The organism is Lederbergia sp. NSJ-179 (assembly GCF_022867885.1).
Taxonomy (GTDB): domain Bacteria; phylum Bacillota; class Bacilli; order Bacillales; family Bacillaceae_C; genus Lederbergia.
The window spans coordinates 179,887-198,210 of record NZ_JALIFP010000004.1 but is presented as its reverse complement, the minus strand read 5'-3'; the positions used below and the strand labels follow the sequence as shown (position 1 = coordinate 198,210).

Genomic DNA, 18,324 nt, shown 5'->3' with positions numbered 1-18,324 from the left:
TGCGTTGGTCGCCCATACCACTGTTGTTTTCGCACGATATATCATGCTTGCCATGAGCTCACGGGAAGAAGAGGATCCAAAAACGATTGGACAGCTCTTTTATTTGTGCTGCGATGAAATGGAAGACCTTCGCTTTGCACAAGCCTTTATGTTGATTTTAGATTTGTTAAAATCCACTCTTTTAGAAGAACCTGTCCTTTCGGAAGAAAGAGTACAATCCATCATCGACAAACTCTTTAACAAGTTACCCAGATTTTTAAAGAAACCTTTTCTGGGCAACAAGGAATTTATAGAAAACGCAGCATAGTCAAACTATGTTACACCCAAATATATCAAGGGTTAAGAGCTATCTTTAGGGTGCGAAAGTTGAGTTCTTAGCTATAAGAAAAGCGAAAGCGCCCGTTTAATGGATGAACGGCTAAGTTCGCGCCGTCCTGGCGCAACGCCGTTCTGACCAACATCCTGTTGGCCCGCGACAAGCAAATGTTCTGAGACAATAAAAGTCCGGTCTTGACTTTTATTGTCTCGGGTTTATGACCTCGAGCCGATGGCGACTGGAGCTAGATCCAAACACTAGCCAATTTTTCCTATCCTGTAAAAAAACGAAAAGGATTGCTTCTATTGGCAAATGCCCGAAGCAATCCTTTTCATGTCCATAAAATGTATGGATAATTTATTTAACACTTCTCTGGTGTACCTTGCACTTTCGCTGTACGGAAGGATGAGCCACAACCACAGGAAACAAGGGCATTGGGATTATCGATGGTGAAGCCGCCACCCATCATGGATTGTTTATAGTCAATGACGGTTCCAGTAACAATTGGTGCACTTTCATCGTCCACCACGATTGGAACATCGTGAGCTATAAAGAAGTGGTCAGATTCTGCTTTCTCATGATCCAAACTCATTCCATAAGAAAGTCCACTACATCCGCCGCCATTGATGGAAAAACGGAAATAAGCATCCTCTTCCCCACTATGCTTCATCATATCCTTAATCTGTAACGCTGCTGCTTCCGTAAGTGTAATGATTTCACTCATTATTTGCACCCCCATATGTTTGTGCTTATCTACCTATTATATACCTCTTATTCAATATTCTCAACCAACGATAATGCCTTTTGCCTTTAGAACATCGGATTTTCTTCAATATATTGGTAAATTGCCTTAACTAGAGATTCTGGGGAATCACCGGTTACGACATCTCCATTCACTAGGGCATACAAAGATTCAGCACATAAATCACAATGATCCAGGCAACCATATTCGACGATATCTAGATTGGGATCTTCTTCTAAAATTTCCAAGGCTTCATAACTGCCCATCCCAAGATTACTGATACAAAATTCGATAATCGGATTCACACCATCACCTCATCCACATTTCTTATCGTACTCGTAATCACCTCAATAGTCAAAATTCAAATCGAGAAACGCTCTATCTAAGAGAATTTAGATAGGGATTTTTCTAGTATGGACAACTCTACAAGACGAATACGACGACAAGCGTCATTTTCACTATTGATCTCGAGTGAAGTGACGTCATGTCTTTAAAAAACCGAATGAAATGAGGTGCCTTACTATCCATTTTCTTAAAGAACTCTACTAATGGTTGGTTGTATATCCACTCTGAATCCGTTATACTTTACCTTGGGATTAAATATACAGACTCATCTAATTGAAGGCTATTTTCGTCTTCAATATTTATCATGGAAAAATGATACTTTTTACTCTTAAGTAGTTGGCAAAAGGAGATACTTTTTATGAAAAAACTGGTATTGCTCGGTGGAGGATATGGAAATATGCGAGTGCTACGGGAACTTCTCCCTAACCACCTTCCGGACGATTGGACGGTTACGTTGATTGACAAGAATCCCTATCACTCTTTAAAAACCGAATATTATGCCCTTGCAGCTGGAACCGTTTCTGATCAAGATGTTAGAGTTGCTTTTCCAAATGAACCAAAGTTGAACGTGCAATACAGAGAGGTCAGTGGGATTGACTTGGACAATAAATTGGTACATCTGGCCGAGTCAGATTCAGTTTCATATGACCAATTAATTATTGGTCTTGGCTGTGAAGACAAATATCATAATATTCCTGGAGCAGATACATTTACACATAGTATTCAATCGATTGAAAAGGCAAGAGATACATATCAAACGCTGAATAATTTATCTACAAATTCTGTGGTAAGCATAGTTGGTGGGGGATTAAGCGGGATTGAACTTGCAAGTGAGCTAAGAGAAAGCCGCCCAGATTTAACGATTAAACTTTTTGACCGTGGAAAAACGGTTCTTTCTTCTTTTCCTGAAAGAATCAGTCTTTATGTACAAAATTGGTTTTCTACAAACGGCATAGAGGTGATCAATGAAGCAAATATTACAAAGGTAGAAGAAGGAACTCTTTATAATCATGATCAAGCTTTTTCAACAGATGTGGTCGTGTGGACAGCCGGTATTCAACCAAATAAAATTATTCGGGATATGGATATTGAAAAAGATCGACAAGGTCGAGCCATTCTTACGCCCCATCACAATCTCCCCGAACATGAAGATGTATATGTAGTGGGGGATTGCGCAAGCCTTCCACATGCACCAAGTGCACAACTTGCAGAAGGACAAGCCGAGCAAATTGTAGAAGTGCTGAAAAAGAGATGGAATGGACAACCATTACCAGAAGAAATGCCATCAATTAAACTAAAAGGAACGCTCGGTTCATTAGGGAAGAAGAAAGGATTCGGTTTAATGGCGGACCGCCCTATTACTGGCAGAATCGCCCGTATTCTAAAATCGGGGGTCCTTTGGATGTATAAATTTCATAAAGGATAAAGTCAAACTTCATTCAGTGGGGGTTTTTCATCCCCACTGACGAGAAGATCAAGGGCTAAATTCACGACGTCCTGTCGCAACGCCTTTGTGACAACATCGTGTTGGTCCGAACGAATCGGGGACTTGACTTTCAGTTGATCCCTCACTTACAATTCTTGTTTTCCCTCAAATTCTTAAAAGTAAAGTGGGGGTCTTACTGCCAGTTAATTCGGGGTAAAAGTAAAAGTGCAATAAAATCTTTAAACGGAAAGAAGAGCCGGGCAGTCAACCCGGTTTCTTTATGGATAATAATCCCTATGTCTCATAAAAAACTCTTGAGGCCAGAGGCAAGGCATTATTTTATCCGGTTCAATCTGTGATCGCTCTAACGATTTTTTCTTGGTTGCGGTTCTAAGTATATTTCCTCGGTTAAGGTAGCACATTGCTTGGCTCTAGAATCGAACGTTTTAGTTTTGTCCCAGCCCTCTCCCATCATTTCAGGCATTATCCACTCTTCATTACGGCTAGTCCAATGATTTTTCGGAACGTTGGAAGACATGAATATTTATGCTTTATAGCCATATTCCTCCATTTTTCGGTAAACATCCTTTAAGCGAGGATTGCCTTCTCCCACCACTTCTCCTTCAATAAGCAATACGGGATAAAAATATTCCTCATCCCTTACAAGTTCTGCAAATGCTTGGATTTCTCTGTTCTCTGGTGGATGATAAATATCAATATAGGTTATTTTAAATGGTTGATTGGGATACTTTCTTGAAATGGCAGCCCTTAACCACTCATATGTTTCCTTAGAAGAAGGCATCCCCACACAACTTGCACATATTTGATCGGCACCATACAAAAATAGTTCGAGTTCCTCTTTCATTTTTCTCTACCCCCTTCGTATTTTTAAATTCAAGCGGCTCATTCTCTAGATTTTTTCCATCAATCTGATTATAATGGTATATAGGAAAGGAGTCGATAGCAATGAACGAAGAAACAATGTTTGATCAAGTTCAGGTAGTCATAGATAAATTACGCCCTTTTCTCCTTCGAGATGGCGGCGACTGCGAACTCATTGATGTGGATGAAGGAATTGTGAAGCTCCGCTTACTTGGTGCGTGTGGAACATGTCCAAGTTCTACCATAACATTAAAAGCCGGCATTGAACGTGCCTTAATTGAGGAAGTACCTGGTATATTAGAAGTGGAGCAGGTATTTTAATACATTTTTACATGAAAAGCCGGGCGAAAATCATGCCCGGCCTTTTTTGTCCCTTGTGACCTTTTTGGAACTTTTTCGACGTTTCGGGCACGGCCAAGTGCTTCGTTGTGACCTTTTTGCTACTTTTTCGACGTTTCGGGCACGGCGAAGTGCTTCGTTGTAACCCTTTTGAGGCTTTTTCGACGTTTCGGGCACGGCGAAGTGCTTCGTTGTGACCCTTTTGCTACTTTTTCGATGTTTCGGGCACGACCAAGCGCTGCGTTGTGACCCTTTTACTACTTTTCCGCCGTTTCGGGCACGACCAAATGCTTCGTTGTGACCTTTTTGAGGCTTTTTCCATGATAATGGTGCGGTCATGCCCGTTATAAGCAAATGCCGTGTCTTTTGCGCACGATCTAGGAAAAGAACGTGCGATTTTTTCACTAATAAAATCAGTGATTAATCCATTCAACAGGCGGCAATTCACGAGTATGATGGCTTGCTATATGAAAGAAATATCTGAGGAACTGCTCATAATCTCGGGCATCTCGAATCAATCGACTGAGCCTTTCTTCCAGTTGTTTTTTTGACGCTTCCGAAGAGGTTAAAAAGTAATTTTCCACACAGGTAAAATAATGGAGCGGAAACAATAAGCGAGCATAGATAAGTCTCCAAGAAAAACGGGATAATGGGACAATGGATTGGTATCCTTCTAGAAACCGTAATAATTCGGGCTGATAAGAACGTTGATAACGAAAGTAACATTCTCGAACCCATTCAGCGATATCTCTTGCTTTATGATCCACTACCCAGTCAAAAGGATTTCTTATCACTGATGTTTTGGAATCCCATAAACTTTCTCGGAAATTTTGGTGGCAAATGGTTCTTTGATCTGAATGAGACCTTGGCACATCAAGCTCTGTATCCTTTACATATTGAATCGCATTTTCACATATCCCTAAATAATAAGGAAAAGATTCAACAAACAATTGCTCAAAACGCTCTTCGCTTGGTTCCCTGACAAGTCCTGACCATACTTTTTCCATTTGTTCCAACCTTGTAATCCAAAACTCTTTCCATTGCCCTTCCCGATTTAGCTGAGTGATGGGTGCTTGCAAATAGCTCCCTCGTTCATGAAATTTCGCCAATTGCCTGCCTTTATTTCTTCTGGCTGAAGAACGTACATAATGATTATGCAGCACGACATAATCTTGTTCATTTAGTGTAATTAAATATTTTCCATTGTTTGCTGCAACAAATGTTGAAACTTTTTTATCCCCCATTTTTGCCATATGCTCTGACATCTCATATAATTCTATTAATGCCTCTTGTTCCCATTGAGTAACTTGAACCGTACTATATACAGAACCTTGAGCAAGGTAATGAATCATATCGCCAATTTTTATCGAACGTTCGGGTTGAATGTTGAAGTAATTTCGCAAAATGTCTTCTGACATGCTACATCCCTCTTTTTAGCTGATCTATAATCATTTATATGTTCCATCCAGCCAATTTATGGGTGATTGATTAGAAAGGATGATAAGAAATGGATCCTATAAGAAAAATAGGAAAAACTGAAGAAACCGCACGCCGTTTATTAGAAGAAAGAGGTGTGAAGATTCAGGATATTGCCGAATTGGTAATGTATCTACAAAAAAGATATCACCCCGATCTCGAAATAGAGGAATGTATCGGCAATATTGAACGTGTACTCCAAAAAAGAGAGGTTCAAAATGCGATTTTAACCGGGATTCAATTGGATAAACTAGCAGAAAAAGGCCTTTTGGATGAACCGCTTCAACAGATTATCGCGGATGATGAAAGCTTATATGGAGTGGATGAAATTCTAGCCTTCTCCATTGTCAATGTATATGGCTCGATTGGGTTTACAAATTATGGGTATATTGATAAACAGAAGCCTGGAATTTTAGAAAGATTAAATGATCATTCCACTGGAGAATGCCATACCTTTCTTGACGATATTGTTGGGGCGATTGCAGCAGCCGCTTCAAGTAGACTGGCCCATAGTAGCAGGGGCGAACTATAACTTCAATCAGTAGATGTTTAGGGCTGCAGGACACAGGTTTCCCCTCCAATTCTTGATGTGGGGGTCGTACTGCCAGTTAATTCGGGATAATCTAAAAAAATTATGGTCGAAAACAGATAATGCTTTATCTGTCTTTGACCATAGCCATACGAAGCCTATTCTTCTTCGAACTTCCATTCAGCTAAAGAATCTAATACATAAGTTGGTTGAACTAATTTTTCAGTTAGCATTTCTTTTGTGGTCACACCCGTATGTACGAGTAATGTATCTAAACCTGCATGGATTCCTGCCAAAATGTCTGTATCATAATTATCGCCAACCATCAATGTTCCTTCCTTAGTTGTTCCTAATTCCTCTAATGCTTGCTCCACAATAATCGAATGTGGTTTGCCAATAAAAATGGGCTCTATTTGCGTGGATACCGAAATAACAGAAGTTAAAGCTCCGTTTCCTGGAAGCAAACCCCGTTCTGATGGCAGAGCAATATCCCCATTTGTAGAAATAAACATCGCACCATTTCGAACCGCTAAACTTGCCTTCGCTAATTTTTCATATGTAATCTCTCGATCCAAACCAATGACAACAGCATCGGCTAAATCATCCACCAAAGTAAAACCTTTTTCTGTGAGAGCAGATTGAAGCCCTTCCCCCCCAATGGCATAAACAGACGCATCTGGTTTTTTTTCATGTAAATAATTCGCTGTGGCCATTGAGGTTGTAAATATTTGATCTGCTCGTGTTTCCAAACCAAAATCCTGTAAACTTTTAGCAAATTGTTCTGGCCGTTTGGAAGAATTATTGGTCACAAACAAATACGGAATTCCCTTATTCTTCAATTTTTCCACAAATATTAATGCCTCTTCAATTTTTTCCAGCCCACGGTACATCGTGCCATCGAGATCAATTAAATATCCTTCATATGTACTCAAAATGATAACCCCTTTTCTCCTTACGCGACATCATTTTTTAAAAGCAGATACCGGTCCTAATTCATGGACCAAATACTTTCTAACGGATACAGGAAACTCCTCTAAGTAATCCAATTGTTTTACAACTTTTTCCATAAGTAGTGAATGATCTACTGCTTCATATTGTTGTACAAGCATTTTTCTACAGGTAATAACTTCCTTGAGGATATTTGCTAAAGAGGAATGAATCACTTTCTCATCTAATAAAATATCCACAATATCTTCATAGCTGCCTGGATCTCTCATAATAAAACCGTCAATCATGGCATTTCCTGTATCTAAAATCGCTTCAATGATGGTGTGGGCGACTCGCTCTAAAGCAGCCTTTTCGATTGCTGTTTCCCATTGTTGCCGGGACTTTAATATCGTTAGCTGAGCTTCCATAAAAGTTAGACGTTCTTCTATTTTTTCACGATCCACAAAATACATCCCTTAATATCCCTCCTGAGTAATTTCTAACCTTATTTTATCAGACTGTTCCAATTCGTGCATGAAGATTTCCTTTTCAACCAAAGCCATGCATGGACGAAAAAGATTAGGGGACTCTAATTTCTAAAGGATATAGAAAGGTGGTTGAAAAAATTTGTCATCCAAAGATCGTAATAAAGATGATATAACCGGCATTCCCTATACAGATGTCTCTAATGTTGAGACACAAAGGAATTTTCTCACTGTGGAAGAATTTCCCGAAGGCGGTTATGGAGCTCCGCAAGGAAAAGATACTCCCGTAGAAAATAAATCAACCCCTTGGAAAAAAGGGCAACGCAAATATAGCGCCTTTAATTATGAATTTAAATCGATGCATCAAGATATTCCACGTCAATTTCCTGGTGCCCATCCAACCCATGATGATCCTGATACAGACACGCAAACGCCTTATGAAGACAGCTGAAGAAAGCACAAGCGCCTTGAAATAGGAACGGCTAAAAGCGCGACGACAATCTCCACGCCGTTCTGACCTACATCCTGTAGAACTCCGACAAGCAAATAACCCTTAACCTATGAAAGGCATAGATTAAGGGTTATTTGACGCGAGGGGCTAGTGGATTCCATTTTTTCAGCAACATAAAGTGTTCATAATGCCCCATTTTCAGGTATTCTCAATTTTTCGGTTGTCATAAAGCATTCTTGATGACCCATTTTCAGGTATTCCCTGTTTTCGGTCGTCATAAAGCATTCATGACGACCGAATTTCGGACTTTCTTGTTTTTTTTGGTCATCATGAGTACTTTTGTAGACCCATGCTTTACTTATCGATTTTCTTTAAGACAAAATAAGCACAGCCAAAGTTGCAATACTCGTAAAGGTATTCATACATGGCACCGATTTTACTATCAAAAGAGGCCTTTTGATTGCGATCAGAAAAAAAGCCTTTAAGACGCAGCTGCCCATAACCCCAATCTCCCACAATAAAATCATATTTCGATAATATATCACTAAATCGATTTTTAAATGCCTCTTCCTGAAATCCATCACGGAATTCACGAATCAATTCATATTTTCGATTATTAATAATGACCACTGTTCGTCCCTCCACAAATTTAACTGTCTACATTGATTATAGCCTAATCCCCAACAATTACTAAGAAAAAAATATATTTTCTGAGCAAGCTAATAAAAGAGGAGGTGTTGAAATGAAAGCAAAATGGCCCATTATTTTTTTAACCGTAACTTTGGCAGCATGTGGAGGCAATAATGTTGCCGAAAACGATGATTTCTATCCTAAAAACGGAAACTCCGTCAATAAAAATGAGCAAGCGGATATTTATAATGACATCGCAGATGATCAATTTGGCTTTGTTCGTCAGGTGAAAAGTCCAGTTCCTGCTGATCCAAATGATGCCAAACCAATTAAATGGATGGACCGGGAGCAGGCGGCCCATAATATTAGCCAGTTGCTTGTTGTCCTTCCCAATGTACAAGATGCCAGTGTGATTGTAACAGATGAAGAGGTTTTAGTTGCTTATAATACTGACGCTGATGACGAAAAAGCACGATTTGAAACAGCGGATCAGGTGAAAAAGTCAGTCATGGGTGCCGTTCCTAGATGGTATCACGTATATGTAACGGATGATCCTAAACTGAGACAAGATGTTGAAAATATTGGTTCCATGACAACCCAATCACCGAATAAAGATCGCACGGTTAAAATTGTGGTCGATCGAATGCTGGAGCGCTCTCCTCAAGGTCGAGCATTGAATGAGGGAGAAAATGCAAACGGTGAAGAAAACGGTGAAGAAAATAATCATTTGGATAAAACAAAATATAAACAGCAATATGATCGGGATCACCAAAATAAATAGATCCTCTCGATGCTTGGCCTTCCTTTAGGTCAAGCATCTAAAGTCAAAAGGAAAGAGTGAATAATTTTGCGGAAAATATTTGTTTGGATTCTCATCTTTATTTTCGTTTTTGGCCTAGAACAAGTCAAAGCAAAGGAATTAAGTCAAGAAGAAATTTATAGAAAAAGAATGGACTTATACAAAAAAACAGAGGCTCTTACTTCTGTCCCTTGGTACTATTTAGCAGCTGTCGATCAATTTGAAAGAAGTATCCGTGATGTGAGAAAGGATTTACCAGATCCACCAGCGATCATCGGCTATTATATTTCTCCTGAGGAGTGGGCTGGTCCCCTTAACCCGAATTCCAAAGATTCCAATCCAGTGACAATTAATCTTTTCGGAGGTGTAGGAAAGGATGGGAATATGGACGGGAAAATCGAATTCACAAATGACGAGGATCTTCTCTATACATTAGCGCAATTCCTTCGCACCTACGGAGTGGATGATCAATCTTTTCGATTAGCACTTTGGGATTATTATAAAAGAGACCAAACCGTTCGTTCGATCATGACAAATGCCAAAATTTACCGAGAATTCGATAAGCTTGATTTAAATGAAAAAGCCTTTCCCCTTCCGAAAGGATATAACTACACCTACAAAAATACATGGGGACATAGCCGTGGCTGGGGAGGAAGACGCACTCATGAAGGAACCGATATTTTTGCAGGGTATGGGACACCTGTACGAGCAGTCGCTTATGGAGTCGTTGAACTGAAAGGTTGGAATAAATACGGGGGTTGGCGTGTTGGAATCCGTGATTTAAATAATACGTATCATTATTATGCTCACTTAAATGGCTTTTCCAAAGATTTAAACATTGGCGATATCGTCAAGCCTGGTGAGGTGATTGGTAGTGTAGGGAGTTCAGGTTATGGACCACCTGGAACATCTGGTAAGTTTCCTCCCCATCTCCATTTTGGCATGTACAAAGATAATGGTATTCGAGAATGGTCCTTTGATCCTTTCCCCCATTTAAAAATGTGGGAACGATACTCGGCTAGAAAGAAATAAGAGGAGTTTGGATACATTTTTCCAGAACTCCTCTTCCCTTTTTAGTCCCATTGTTATAGCACTATAACATATTAACCACAATACATTTCCTTTTTCTACTCTGTTGCCTTCGGTTTTGGGAATTCAATTGAAGGAGTCAAACCGTCCGCTCCATTATGATAAAATTGTGGCACATCCCCTCGATAAAAGCCCGCTGCAATTGGCACATCCTGTTTCACTACAGCTGTTTTTGTCGCAAAGGGAATAATGATTTGTACATTCACTTCGACAGCAACGACCACGGTGATAAACGTATTATTGATCGGATAATGCTCCACTTTATGTTCCACATTTGTCTTCACATTCCCAACCGCTGAAAAACGAATCGGAATTTTCGGCCCTAAATTTCCTAATAGAGCATTATTCGTTGCCTGGCCTAATGGAAAAGAATAAGCAATTCCTTCATCCTCACTAGATTTATCATAGTCAATCTCAACACCTGTTTTCATCTCTAGTTCTTCTAGATTTCCTTTCTCCGCCTCATTTAAATTGAGCTGGATTTCTCTTGATAATTCTGCTTGGATCTTATTAATCACATCTGTCCGATACTGAATGGATGGTTGACCTGGTTCATCAGGAACTGACTCCGTTACTTCTGAAAGATCCTTTACTTGTGGGAGAACATCCTCAACAGCTTTTGCAACAACCATCGGTGCAATTTTTCCCGTTTGTGACTCAGCATAATTAATCAAAGTTGGCTTAATTCCCCTATTTGCAATCCATAATCCCAATACCGTAGAAAAAATAAAGAAAACAAAGGACAGCAGTAAAACATATCGTAAGGGTAATGGACCCCGTTGCCTACGTCTTGTACGAAATCGAGCCAAAAGAAATCCCTCCTCTTGGCAATATATGCACAGGAGAAGGGATTTAGCGCAAATGGATTTAATTTTTCAATCTAATAGCTTGAGTCATTCTACCCCATTTTTAATAAAGCATCTTTTCCCATCATTCCTACTGTAATTCCTAATGCTTCGGCCTCCACTGTCACAGATTCTAATGGCGCATTCAATAGCTGATCAATCGTTTTAACACCAACCGCACGCCCGGCAACTATTTTTCGATCTTTTAATTTTTCATTGAGCAAACCAACATCAAGTGCTCCACACATAATATAACCTTTATCGTTTGAAATGGTGAGTAATGTTGTCTTTGGTAAAGACACGGATGTAGCAATAAACGTTTTACCTTCAATCATTAAAGGTTCAATGGATACCATGTTTCTCACTCCTTCTCATACTTATATATGAGAGAAGTACATTTTAGTTGAATCGCCACATATCTTAAAATCCCCTCTAAATAGGGCAATGAAGCCCACTTTAGATCGTTTCCTTTTATATATTTTGCAATTTCCATTCCATCACATCACGTAAAAATTCCGGCATAAAATAGGCTTTATTGGGTGATCGTTTGATTTCAGGAAAAAAATTTCCGAACGTGAACAGATCGACTGTTCCAAGTTTATACATCCGATCTGGATCAAGGGGGCTCCCGTTTATATGTACTTGCAATTTTTCCTGATCGACCTCAATACCTCGATAAACAAATTTCCCCATCACCTTCCCTCGAAACCCTAGGCCGATCACTTCCACTTCCGACCAATCTTCATTTTCCGCATGCAGGATAATTTCCTTTAATTCAGCTCCTGAAAGCTCCACCGTACAAGGATTAATCGGATGTGGTAACATTTGGTGTAAATGGTATTTTGTCACTCTACCCTTTTCCAGACTTGTTAGAATTAATCCAGAGTTGAGCATCGTACACTCTGCTTCACACCACTCATGCACGGCATCACAAAGCAACAAAGGAAGTTCAGACGTTTCCTTCCACGAGAAATCAAATGTATGGTCCACAGTCGCTATTGTGACATCTAATTGCTTTTTTCCAATGTCCGCCAACTGCTGAAGCTGTTCATGTTCATGGGCAACAGCAGGTAATTCCTTGGATGTAAATAACTTTGCTGACATCGATTGAAAATGTGGAGCTAATGGATCGACCAGTAGTTGGACATAGCCAACAAAACGACCATGTTTCCCCCCAGCAGCCATCATCGTTTTACCAACCCTTTTCCCTTCCATAAAAAAATGATGCGTATGGGAACCTAATATCAAATCAATTTGCGGAAATAATTGGATCATTTTTTCATCATCATGGATTCCTAAATGAGAAAGGACGACAAGTACATCCGCTTCTTCTTTGATTCGGTTTAATTGAATCTCAAGTTCTGTAAACGGCTCTGTCAACTTCCACTCTAGAAGTTCATACAATTTCTGGTAATAAGTAGTCACAGCCGTTACCCCAATTTTTGTCCCCATTCTCGTTTCATAGATTTGATAAGGTACACACCATTTCGGCCTCATTTGGTCCGCTTCATACAAATTGGCGACAATCACTTCAAACTGCGCTTCTTGATACAATTCATCTAGATTTTCATGCGATAACGTAATTCCCTCATTATTGCCAATCGTTACGGCTGTATATCCAGTCTCATTTAATAATTGGGTATTGCCTTTTCCTCTTGTTCCTTCTGTAAAAGGATGCCAGCGGTCTGAAAAGTCCCCACAATCAAAAAGGTAAACTTCCTCCCCTGCCGCAGCATGTAGTCGCTGTTTCTCTTGCAAAAAGGCTTGAATTCTAGGCCAATATTCAAAATGGCTATGTAGATCATTTGTATGGTAAATATGAATCCTTTCAATCATCAATACACTTCCTACCTAGATCAGATCTTTAAAATGATTACTAAAAACTATAGCAAAGAAGGGATGAAAAGGAAAGGGCAGAATCTTCTCCAATCGTTATTCAAAATCATCACGATTTTAGTAGATTGTCAATGTATTTATGGTAGAATAGTACTATCAGATAGGAAATCGCACGATGATCAATAAAAAAATAGAAAGGAGAATAAAAAATGTCGGAGCAATTGCTTCAACAGATTTTAGATGAAATGAAAGAAATGAAAATCGACCTAAATGGTGTAAAAGACGAAATGAAAGAATTGAAAGTTGACCTAAATGGTGTAAAAGCCGATATGAAAGAAATGAAAGTCGACCTAAATGGTGTAAAAAGCGATATGAAAGAAATGAAAGTCGATTTAAATGGTGTAAAAGCCGATATGAAAGAAATGAGGAGTGACTTGGATGAAGTAAAATCCGAGCAATACCGTCAAGGCGACTTACTTCATCAATTAGTTAAAACAGTAGGTGCTACCAATGCAAAAGTTGATGTACTGGAACCAAAGTTTCATAAAAGCGCTGAAACAATTGAAGCGATTGAAACAGACATTCGGATACTAATGGATGAATCCCTGAACCAAAAACGGGAAATTTATCGACTGAAAAGAGTGAGCGACTGAATGCATCAAGCCATGACCAACCCTCTGAGAGGCGCATAGGATATTAAAAGTCTGTTTTGATCAATCATTTTTCACTGCCTTCATAATCAAAAGCATAAATTTTCTATCCGATAGTAAATCAAAAAAACGTCTGTCTGGATGATCCAGACAGACGTTTTTTATAAAGGATTATTAACCAATTGATCCTTCCATCTCGAACTTAATCAATCGATTCATCTCAACGGCATATTCCATTGGCAGTTCTTTTGTGAATGGTTCGATGAAGCCCATGACGATCATTTCGGTTGCTTCTTGTTCACTGATGCCACGGCTCATGAGATAGAAGAGTTGTTCTTCTGAGACCTTCGATACTTTCGCTTCGTGTTCTAATGAAATATTGTCGTTCATAATTTCATTGTATGGAATCGTATCGGACGTGGACAAATGATCCATGATAATCGTGTCACACTCAATCGTAGAACGAGCGCCATCGGCTTTGCGGCCAAAGTGAACAATTCCACGATAAGTCACTTTTCCACCATGTTGGGAAATCGATTTTGACACAATCGATGAAGAGGTGTTTGGTGCTAAATGCATCATCTTTGCTCCTGCATCTTGGTGTTGTCCTTTTCCTGCCATCGCAATCGATAGCGTCATCCCGCGTGCGCCTTCACCCATCAACAGGACGGATGGGTATTTCATTGTTAATTTAGAGCCAATATTCCCGTCGATCCATTCCATGGTCGCATTTTCCTGACAAACGGCACGTTTGGTCACAAGGTTATAGACGTTATTCGCCCAGTTCTGAATCGTTGTATAACGGCAGTAACCACCCTTTTTCACAATAATTTCCACGACCGCACTGTGTAAGGAATTCGTTGTATAGACAGGAGCTGTACATCCTTCTACATAGTGGACAGAGGCGCCTTCATCAACAATGATCAAAGTCCGCTCAAATTGTCCCATATTTTCGGAGTTGATCCGGAAATACGCTTGAAGGGGTGTATCTACTTTTACACCTGGAGGAACATAAATGAAAGATCCTCCTGACCATACAGCCGAATTCAAAGCCGCAAATTTATTATCAGACGGCGGAATCACTGTAGCCCAATGCTCACGGAAAATATCTTCATTTTCTTTCAAAGCAGAATCCGTATCTTTGAAGACAATCCCCATCTCTTCAAGATCTTCTTTCATATTATGGTAAACAACCTCTGATTCATATTGAGCAGATACCCCGGCCAAATATTTTTGCTCCGCTTCTGGGATCCCTAGTTTATCGAATGTTTGCTTGATTTCTTCAGGAACTTCATCCCATGAACGCTCTGTATGTTCTGATGGTTTTACATAATAGGTGATTTCATCGAAATTTAATCCACTTAAATCTCCGCCCCATTGAGGCATCGGCTTTTTGTAAAATTGCTCAAGAGATTTCAAGCGGAATTCGAGCATCCACTCCGGTTCTTCCTTCATTCTGGAGATTTCTTCGACAATTTCTCTTGTCAATCCCCGCTCTGAACGAAAAATGGAAACATCCCTATCTCGGAAACCATACTTATAATCGCCAATTACCGGTGCTTTTTTCGCCATTCTTCATTCCTCCATTCTTAGTATGACTCATTCAATCCTTTTTCCATGGCCTTCCATGCAAGTGTTGCACATTTAATTCGGGCTGGAAACTTGGAAACCCCTTGTAAGGCTTCCATGTCCCCGAGATCGAGTCCTTCTTCCTCATATTCTTTTCCCTGAATCATTTCAGAAAAAATATGAGAAAGTTTATACGCTGTTTCCACATCTTTTCCAATAATGGTTTGGGTCATCATCGAAGCCGATGCCATTGAAATGGAGCAACCCTCCCCATCAAATTTTGCATCCGTCACCTTTCCGTCCTCCACCTTCATCGTTAGATGGATCCGGTCTCCACATGTCGGATTATTCATATCGACAGTCAGGTTTCCGTCCCCCAGGCTGCCTTTATTGCGCGGGTTTTTATAATGATCCATGATTACTCGTCGGTAGAGTGCATCTAGGTTATTAAAAGACATTCGTGAAATACTCCTTTGTTTTGACTAAGCCAGCTACTAGCCTGTCAATGTCTTGTTCCGTGTTATATAAATAAAAGCTTGCTCTTGCCGTTGCTGAGACTTGCAAGCATTTCATCAATGGTTGGCAACAATGATGACCTGCCCGGATCGCAATCCCTTCTGCATCGAGAACGGTTGCCACATCATGCGGATGAACCTTCTCCACATTAAAGGTAATGACCCCTGCCCGTTGTTCCGCTTTTTCCGGTCCATACATCGTTAAGCCCTCCACTGAGGACAGTTTTTCCAGCGCATAAGCGGCTAACCGATGTTCATACGCTAAAATTTCATCAGGGCCAATTTCATTGAGGAAATCAATCGCCGCACCTAAACCAATGGCTCCAGCGATGATTGGTGTTCCTGCTTCAAATTTCCATGGCAGCTCTTTCCAGGTAGACTCGTGCAGTCCAACAAAATCAATCATTTCACCGCCAAATTCCACGGGTTCCATGTTTTCGAGCAGGTCTTTCTTTCCATACAAGACACCAATCCCTGTAGGACCGCACATTTTATGAGCGGAAAAAGCAAAGAAATCGCAATCTAAAGCTTGCACATCGATTTTCATATGCGGGGCACTTTGCGCACCATCTACGACCATAATCGCTCCATTTTGATGCGCAATTGCGGTTAATTCTTTGATCGGATTAATCGTTCCAAGTACATTAGACACATGCATAATTGAAACGATTTTCGTGTTTGCCGTAATGGTTTTTCGGGCATCGTCAAGGTCAATCGTGCCATCCGCCTGCAAGGTAATATATTTTAACACAGCCTTTTTTTCCTTTGCAAGCTGCTGCCATGGAATAAGATTGCTATGATGCTCCATATAGGTGATCACAATCTCATCACCTTCTTGAAGATTAGCCCTTCCGAAGCTAGCCGCGACCGTGTTTAAGGAGGTTGTCGTTCCCCTTGTGAAAATAATTTCTTCCGCCTGAGCAGCGTTGATAAATTGACGAACTTTTTCACGTGCACCCTCATATTGACCGGTGGCTCGCATTCCTAATGTATGGACCCCGCGATGTACATTTGCATTATATTCCCGATAATATTGTTCCAGCGCTTCTATAACGGGTACAGGTTTTTGCGAGGTCGCAGCACTATCCAAGTAAACGAGCGGATGTCCATTGACTTCTTGATCGAGAATGGGAAAGTATTGGCGAACCTCTGAAATCTGCATTACTTCACTTTCCTCTCAATAATATCGACTAGCTGATTTTTAACCGCTTCAATCGGTAGTTTCTCGACAACCGGTGCAAGAAAGCCATGAATAATTAATCGTTCCGCATCCGCTTTAGAGATACCGCGGCTCATGAGATAGTAAAGCTGTAATTCGTCAACCCGTCCGACAGAAGCAGCATGCCCTGCCATGACATCATCCTCATCAATCAGAAGAATAGGGTTGGCATCGCCGCGTGCTTTTTCACTAAGCATTAAGACGCGTGATTCTTGCTCCGCATTCGCACCAGACGCCCCTTTCTCAATTTTTCCAATTCCATTGAAGATCGAAGAAGCGGCATCCTTCATCACACCATGTTTTAAAATAAAGCCTTCCGTATCTCTTCCATGGTGGATGATACTTGTTGTAAAGTTTTGCGTTTGCTTACCCGTTCCAACAACAACTGTTTTCGCATTACTATTTGAACCATCGCCAATAAGATTCGTTATATTCTCAAAGATCGTGTCTCCATCATTCATCATCCCTAATGCCCAATCAAGTGTCGCATCTCGGCCTGTTACACCGCGGCGATTCACATAGGTTGTCGATCCCTTTGCCAATGTATCGACAGCACCATAGATGACTTTCGCATTGTTCCCAGCGACCACTTCAGAGATGATATTAAAAATACCATTCGTTTCTTCTATAACAGAAAGATAGTTTTCAACATAGGTCACAGAACTATTATCATCAGCCACTACAAGTACATGATTAAACATCGCAGCCTCTTGGTCATCAAAAATAAACACAGACTGAATCGGTTCCTTGACTTCCACATTTTTAGGAATATATAGGAAAGCTCCACCATTCATTAAAGCGGCATGGAGAGCGGTTAATTTATGTTCGTCTATTTTCACAGCATCTTTCATATAATATTTTTGCAGAAGCTCACCATGTTCCTTGGCGGCTGTCAGCATATCTGTAAAAATTACCCCTTGCTCCTTCAATTCATCTGAAAGAGTTAAATAAGCGGCTGTTTGATTGTGTTGAATATACAGATTTTTGTTGTCAGCATCTAAATGAACAACCTCTTTCGCTATTTCAGGAAGTTCATTGAGGGACTGAAAAACTTCACCTTCTGCTTGGTGTTTTTGGAACTCCGTAAAATTCCATTTTGTAATTCTTGTTTTATCAGGTTTTGGCATCGGCTTTTCATCCGCAAGAGCCAATGCTTCTGTTCTAAGCTCTGTTAACCAAGCAGGCTCGCCTTTTTCAGTCGAGAAGGAGCGGATATAGTTTTGATCGATCGCCATTTTCGTATCAATTGTCATG

21 protein-coding genes and 1 pseudogene are annotated in these 18,324 nt (G+C 40.2%); 8 read left to right on the top strand and 14 right to left on the bottom strand.

Annotated features, from left to right (window positions below):
• Positions 1–307, top strand: a pseudogene (locus tag MUB24_RS23430) (IS4 family transposase); the annotation flags it as partial.
• A 370-nt stretch (positions 308–677) separates the two neighbouring features.
• Here MUB24_RS23430 and MUB24_RS05230 read toward each other — a convergent pair.
• Together MUB24_RS05230 and MUB24_RS05225 are read right to left on the bottom strand one after the other, a co-directional pair.
• Positions 678–1,040: a HesB/IscA family protein gene (locus MUB24_RS05230; RefSeq protein WP_244702071.1), complete on the bottom strand. Its 363-nt coding sequence runs from the start codon at positions 1,038–1,040 to the stop codon at positions 678–680.
• 86 nt (positions 1,041–1,126) lie between these two features.
• Positions 1,127–1,363, bottom strand: a complete 237-nt coding sequence (locus MUB24_RS05225; RefSeq protein WP_244702069.1) for a YuzB family protein — start codon at positions 1,361–1,363, stop codon at positions 1,127–1,129.
• A 398-nt stretch (positions 1,364–1,761) separates the two neighbouring features.
• On the opposite strand from MUB24_RS05225, the gene MUB24_RS05220 reads away from it, so the two are divergent.
• Positions 1,762–2,829, top strand: a complete 1,068-nt coding sequence (locus MUB24_RS05220) for an NAD(P)/FAD-dependent oxidoreductase (protein WP_244702067.1) — start codon at positions 1,762–1,764, stop codon at positions 2,827–2,829.
• Positions 2,830–3,373: 544 nt separating this feature from the next.
• Here the strand turns inward: MUB24_RS05220 and MUB24_RS05215 are convergent.
• Positions 3,374–3,694, bottom strand: a complete 321-nt coding sequence (locus MUB24_RS05215) for a YuzD family protein (RefSeq protein WP_244702065.1) — start codon at positions 3,692–3,694, stop codon at positions 3,374–3,376.
• A 101-nt stretch (positions 3,695–3,795) separates the two neighbouring features.
• Between MUB24_RS05215 and MUB24_RS05210 the strand changes: the two genes are divergently transcribed.
• Positions 3,796–4,032 (top strand): NifU family protein, encoded by a 237-nt coding sequence (locus tag MUB24_RS05210; RefSeq protein ID WP_244702063.1) that lies wholly within the window; start codon positions 3,796–3,798, stop codon positions 4,030–4,032.
• A 431-nt stretch (positions 4,033–4,463) separates the two neighbouring features.
• Here MUB24_RS05210 and yutH read toward each other — a convergent pair whose 3' ends face one another.
• On the bottom strand, positions 4,464–5,468 hold the full coding sequence (yutH, locus tag MUB24_RS05205) for a spore coat putative kinase YutH (protein ID WP_244702061.1): 1,005 nt from the start codon (positions 5,466–5,468) through the stop codon (positions 4,464–4,466).
• An 89-nt stretch (positions 5,469–5,557) separates the two neighbouring features.
• Here yutH and MUB24_RS05200 point away from each other — a divergent pair, with 89 nt between their 5' ends.
• Positions 5,558–6,058 carry a phosphatidylglycerophosphatase A family protein gene (locus tag MUB24_RS05200; RefSeq protein ID WP_244702059.1) on the top strand — a complete coding sequence of 167 codons (501 nt, stop codon included), beginning with the start codon at positions 5,558–5,560 and terminating at the stop codon, positions 6,056–6,058.
• Between the two features lie 155 nt (positions 6,059–6,213).
• Here MUB24_RS05200 and MUB24_RS05195 read toward each other — a convergent pair whose 3' ends face one another.
• Positions 6,214–6,987, bottom strand: a complete 774-nt coding sequence (locus tag MUB24_RS05195) for a TIGR01457 family HAD-type hydrolase (protein WP_244702057.1) — start codon at positions 6,985–6,987, stop codon at positions 6,214–6,216.
• A 30-nt stretch (positions 6,988–7,017) separates the two neighbouring features.
• On the bottom strand, positions 7,018–7,455 hold the full coding sequence (locus tag MUB24_RS05190) for a DUF86 domain-containing protein (RefSeq protein WP_244702056.1): 438 nt from the start codon (positions 7,453–7,455) through the stop codon (positions 7,018–7,020).
• Positions 7,456–7,609: 154 nt separating this feature from the next.
• Between MUB24_RS05190 and MUB24_RS05185 the strand changes: the two genes are divergently transcribed.
• Positions 7,610–7,918 carry a cytosolic protein gene (locus MUB24_RS05185; protein ID WP_244702055.1) on the top strand — a complete coding sequence of 103 codons (309 nt, stop codon included), beginning with the start codon at positions 7,610–7,612 and terminating at the stop codon, positions 7,916–7,918.
• 354 nt (positions 7,919–8,272) lie between these two features.
• Here MUB24_RS05185 and MUB24_RS05180 read toward each other — a convergent pair whose 3' ends face one another.
• On the bottom strand, positions 8,273–8,548 hold the full coding sequence (locus MUB24_RS05180) for a YutD family protein (protein WP_244702054.1): 276 nt from the start codon (positions 8,546–8,548) through the stop codon (positions 8,273–8,275).
• A gap of 112 nt (positions 8,549–8,660) precedes the next feature.
• On the opposite strand from MUB24_RS05180, the gene MUB24_RS05175 reads away from it, so the two are divergent.
• Both MUB24_RS05175 and MUB24_RS05170 read left to right on the top strand, forming a co-directional pair.
• A complete protein-coding gene (locus MUB24_RS05175) occupies positions 8,661–9,329 on the top strand; it encodes a YhcN/YlaJ family sporulation lipoprotein (protein ID WP_244702053.1) in 669 nt (222 codons plus the stop codon).
• A 63-nt stretch (positions 9,330–9,392) separates the two neighbouring features.
• A complete protein-coding gene (locus MUB24_RS05170; RefSeq protein ID WP_396426696.1) occupies positions 9,393–10,379 on the top strand; it encodes a M23 family metallopeptidase in 987 nt (328 codons plus the stop codon).
• A 95-nt stretch (positions 10,380–10,474) separates the two neighbouring features.
• On the opposite strand, the gene yunB is transcribed toward MUB24_RS05170, so the two are convergent.
• The 3 genes from yunB to MUB24_RS05155 form a co-directional block, all read right to left on the bottom strand.
• Positions 10,475–11,245: a sporulation protein YunB gene (gene yunB / locus MUB24_RS05165; RefSeq protein ID WP_244702052.1), complete on the bottom strand. Its 771-nt coding sequence runs from the start codon at positions 11,243–11,245 to the stop codon at positions 10,475–10,477.
• 89 nt (positions 11,246–11,334) lie between these two features.
• Entirely contained in the window at positions 11,335–11,637 is a 303-nt protein-coding gene (locus tag MUB24_RS05160; protein ID WP_244702051.1) for a YunC family protein, read from the bottom strand.
• 115 nt (positions 11,638–11,752) lie between these two features.
• The gene (locus tag MUB24_RS05155) at positions 11,753–13,117 is read right to left on the bottom strand and encodes a bifunctional metallophosphatase/5'-nucleotidase (protein WP_244702050.1); all 1,365 of its coding nucleotides are present in this window, start codon (positions 13,115–13,117) and stop codon (positions 11,753–11,755) included.
• A 209-nt stretch (positions 13,118–13,326) separates the two neighbouring features.
• Between MUB24_RS05155 and MUB24_RS05150 the strand changes: the two genes are divergently transcribed.
• Positions 13,327–13,770 (top strand): coiled-coil domain-containing protein, encoded by a 444-nt coding sequence (locus tag MUB24_RS05150; RefSeq protein ID WP_244702049.1) that lies wholly within the window; start codon positions 13,327–13,329, stop codon positions 13,768–13,770.
• Between the two features lie 171 nt (positions 13,771–13,941).
• On the opposite strand, the gene sufB is transcribed toward MUB24_RS05150, so the two are convergent.
• From sufB to sufD, 4 genes are read right to left on the bottom strand one after another with little or no spacing between them, the layout of a single operon-like run.
• Positions 13,942–15,339 (bottom strand): Fe-S cluster assembly protein SufB, encoded by a 1,398-nt coding sequence (gene sufB / locus MUB24_RS05145; RefSeq protein WP_244702048.1) that lies wholly within the window; start codon positions 15,337–15,339, stop codon positions 13,942–13,944.
• Between the two features lie 17 nt (positions 15,340–15,356).
• Positions 15,357–15,794 (bottom strand): Fe-S cluster assembly sulfur transfer protein SufU, encoded by a 438-nt coding sequence (sufU, locus tag MUB24_RS05140; protein WP_244702047.1) that lies wholly within the window; start codon positions 15,792–15,794, stop codon positions 15,357–15,359.
• The gene (locus tag MUB24_RS05135; RefSeq protein ID WP_244702046.1) at positions 15,784–17,013 is read right to left on the bottom strand and encodes a cysteine desulfurase; all 1,230 of its coding nucleotides are present in this window, start codon (positions 17,011–17,013) and stop codon (positions 15,784–15,786) included. The genes sufU and MUB24_RS05135 overlap by 11 nt, the downstream gene beginning before the upstream one ends.
• Positions 17,013–18,323: a Fe-S cluster assembly protein SufD gene (sufD, locus tag MUB24_RS05130; RefSeq protein WP_244702045.1), complete on the bottom strand. Its 1,311-nt coding sequence runs from the start codon at positions 18,321–18,323 to the stop codon at positions 17,013–17,015. Before sufD ends, MUB24_RS05135 begins: the two co-directional genes overlap by 1 nt.
• Position 18,324 lies beyond the last annotated feature (1 nt).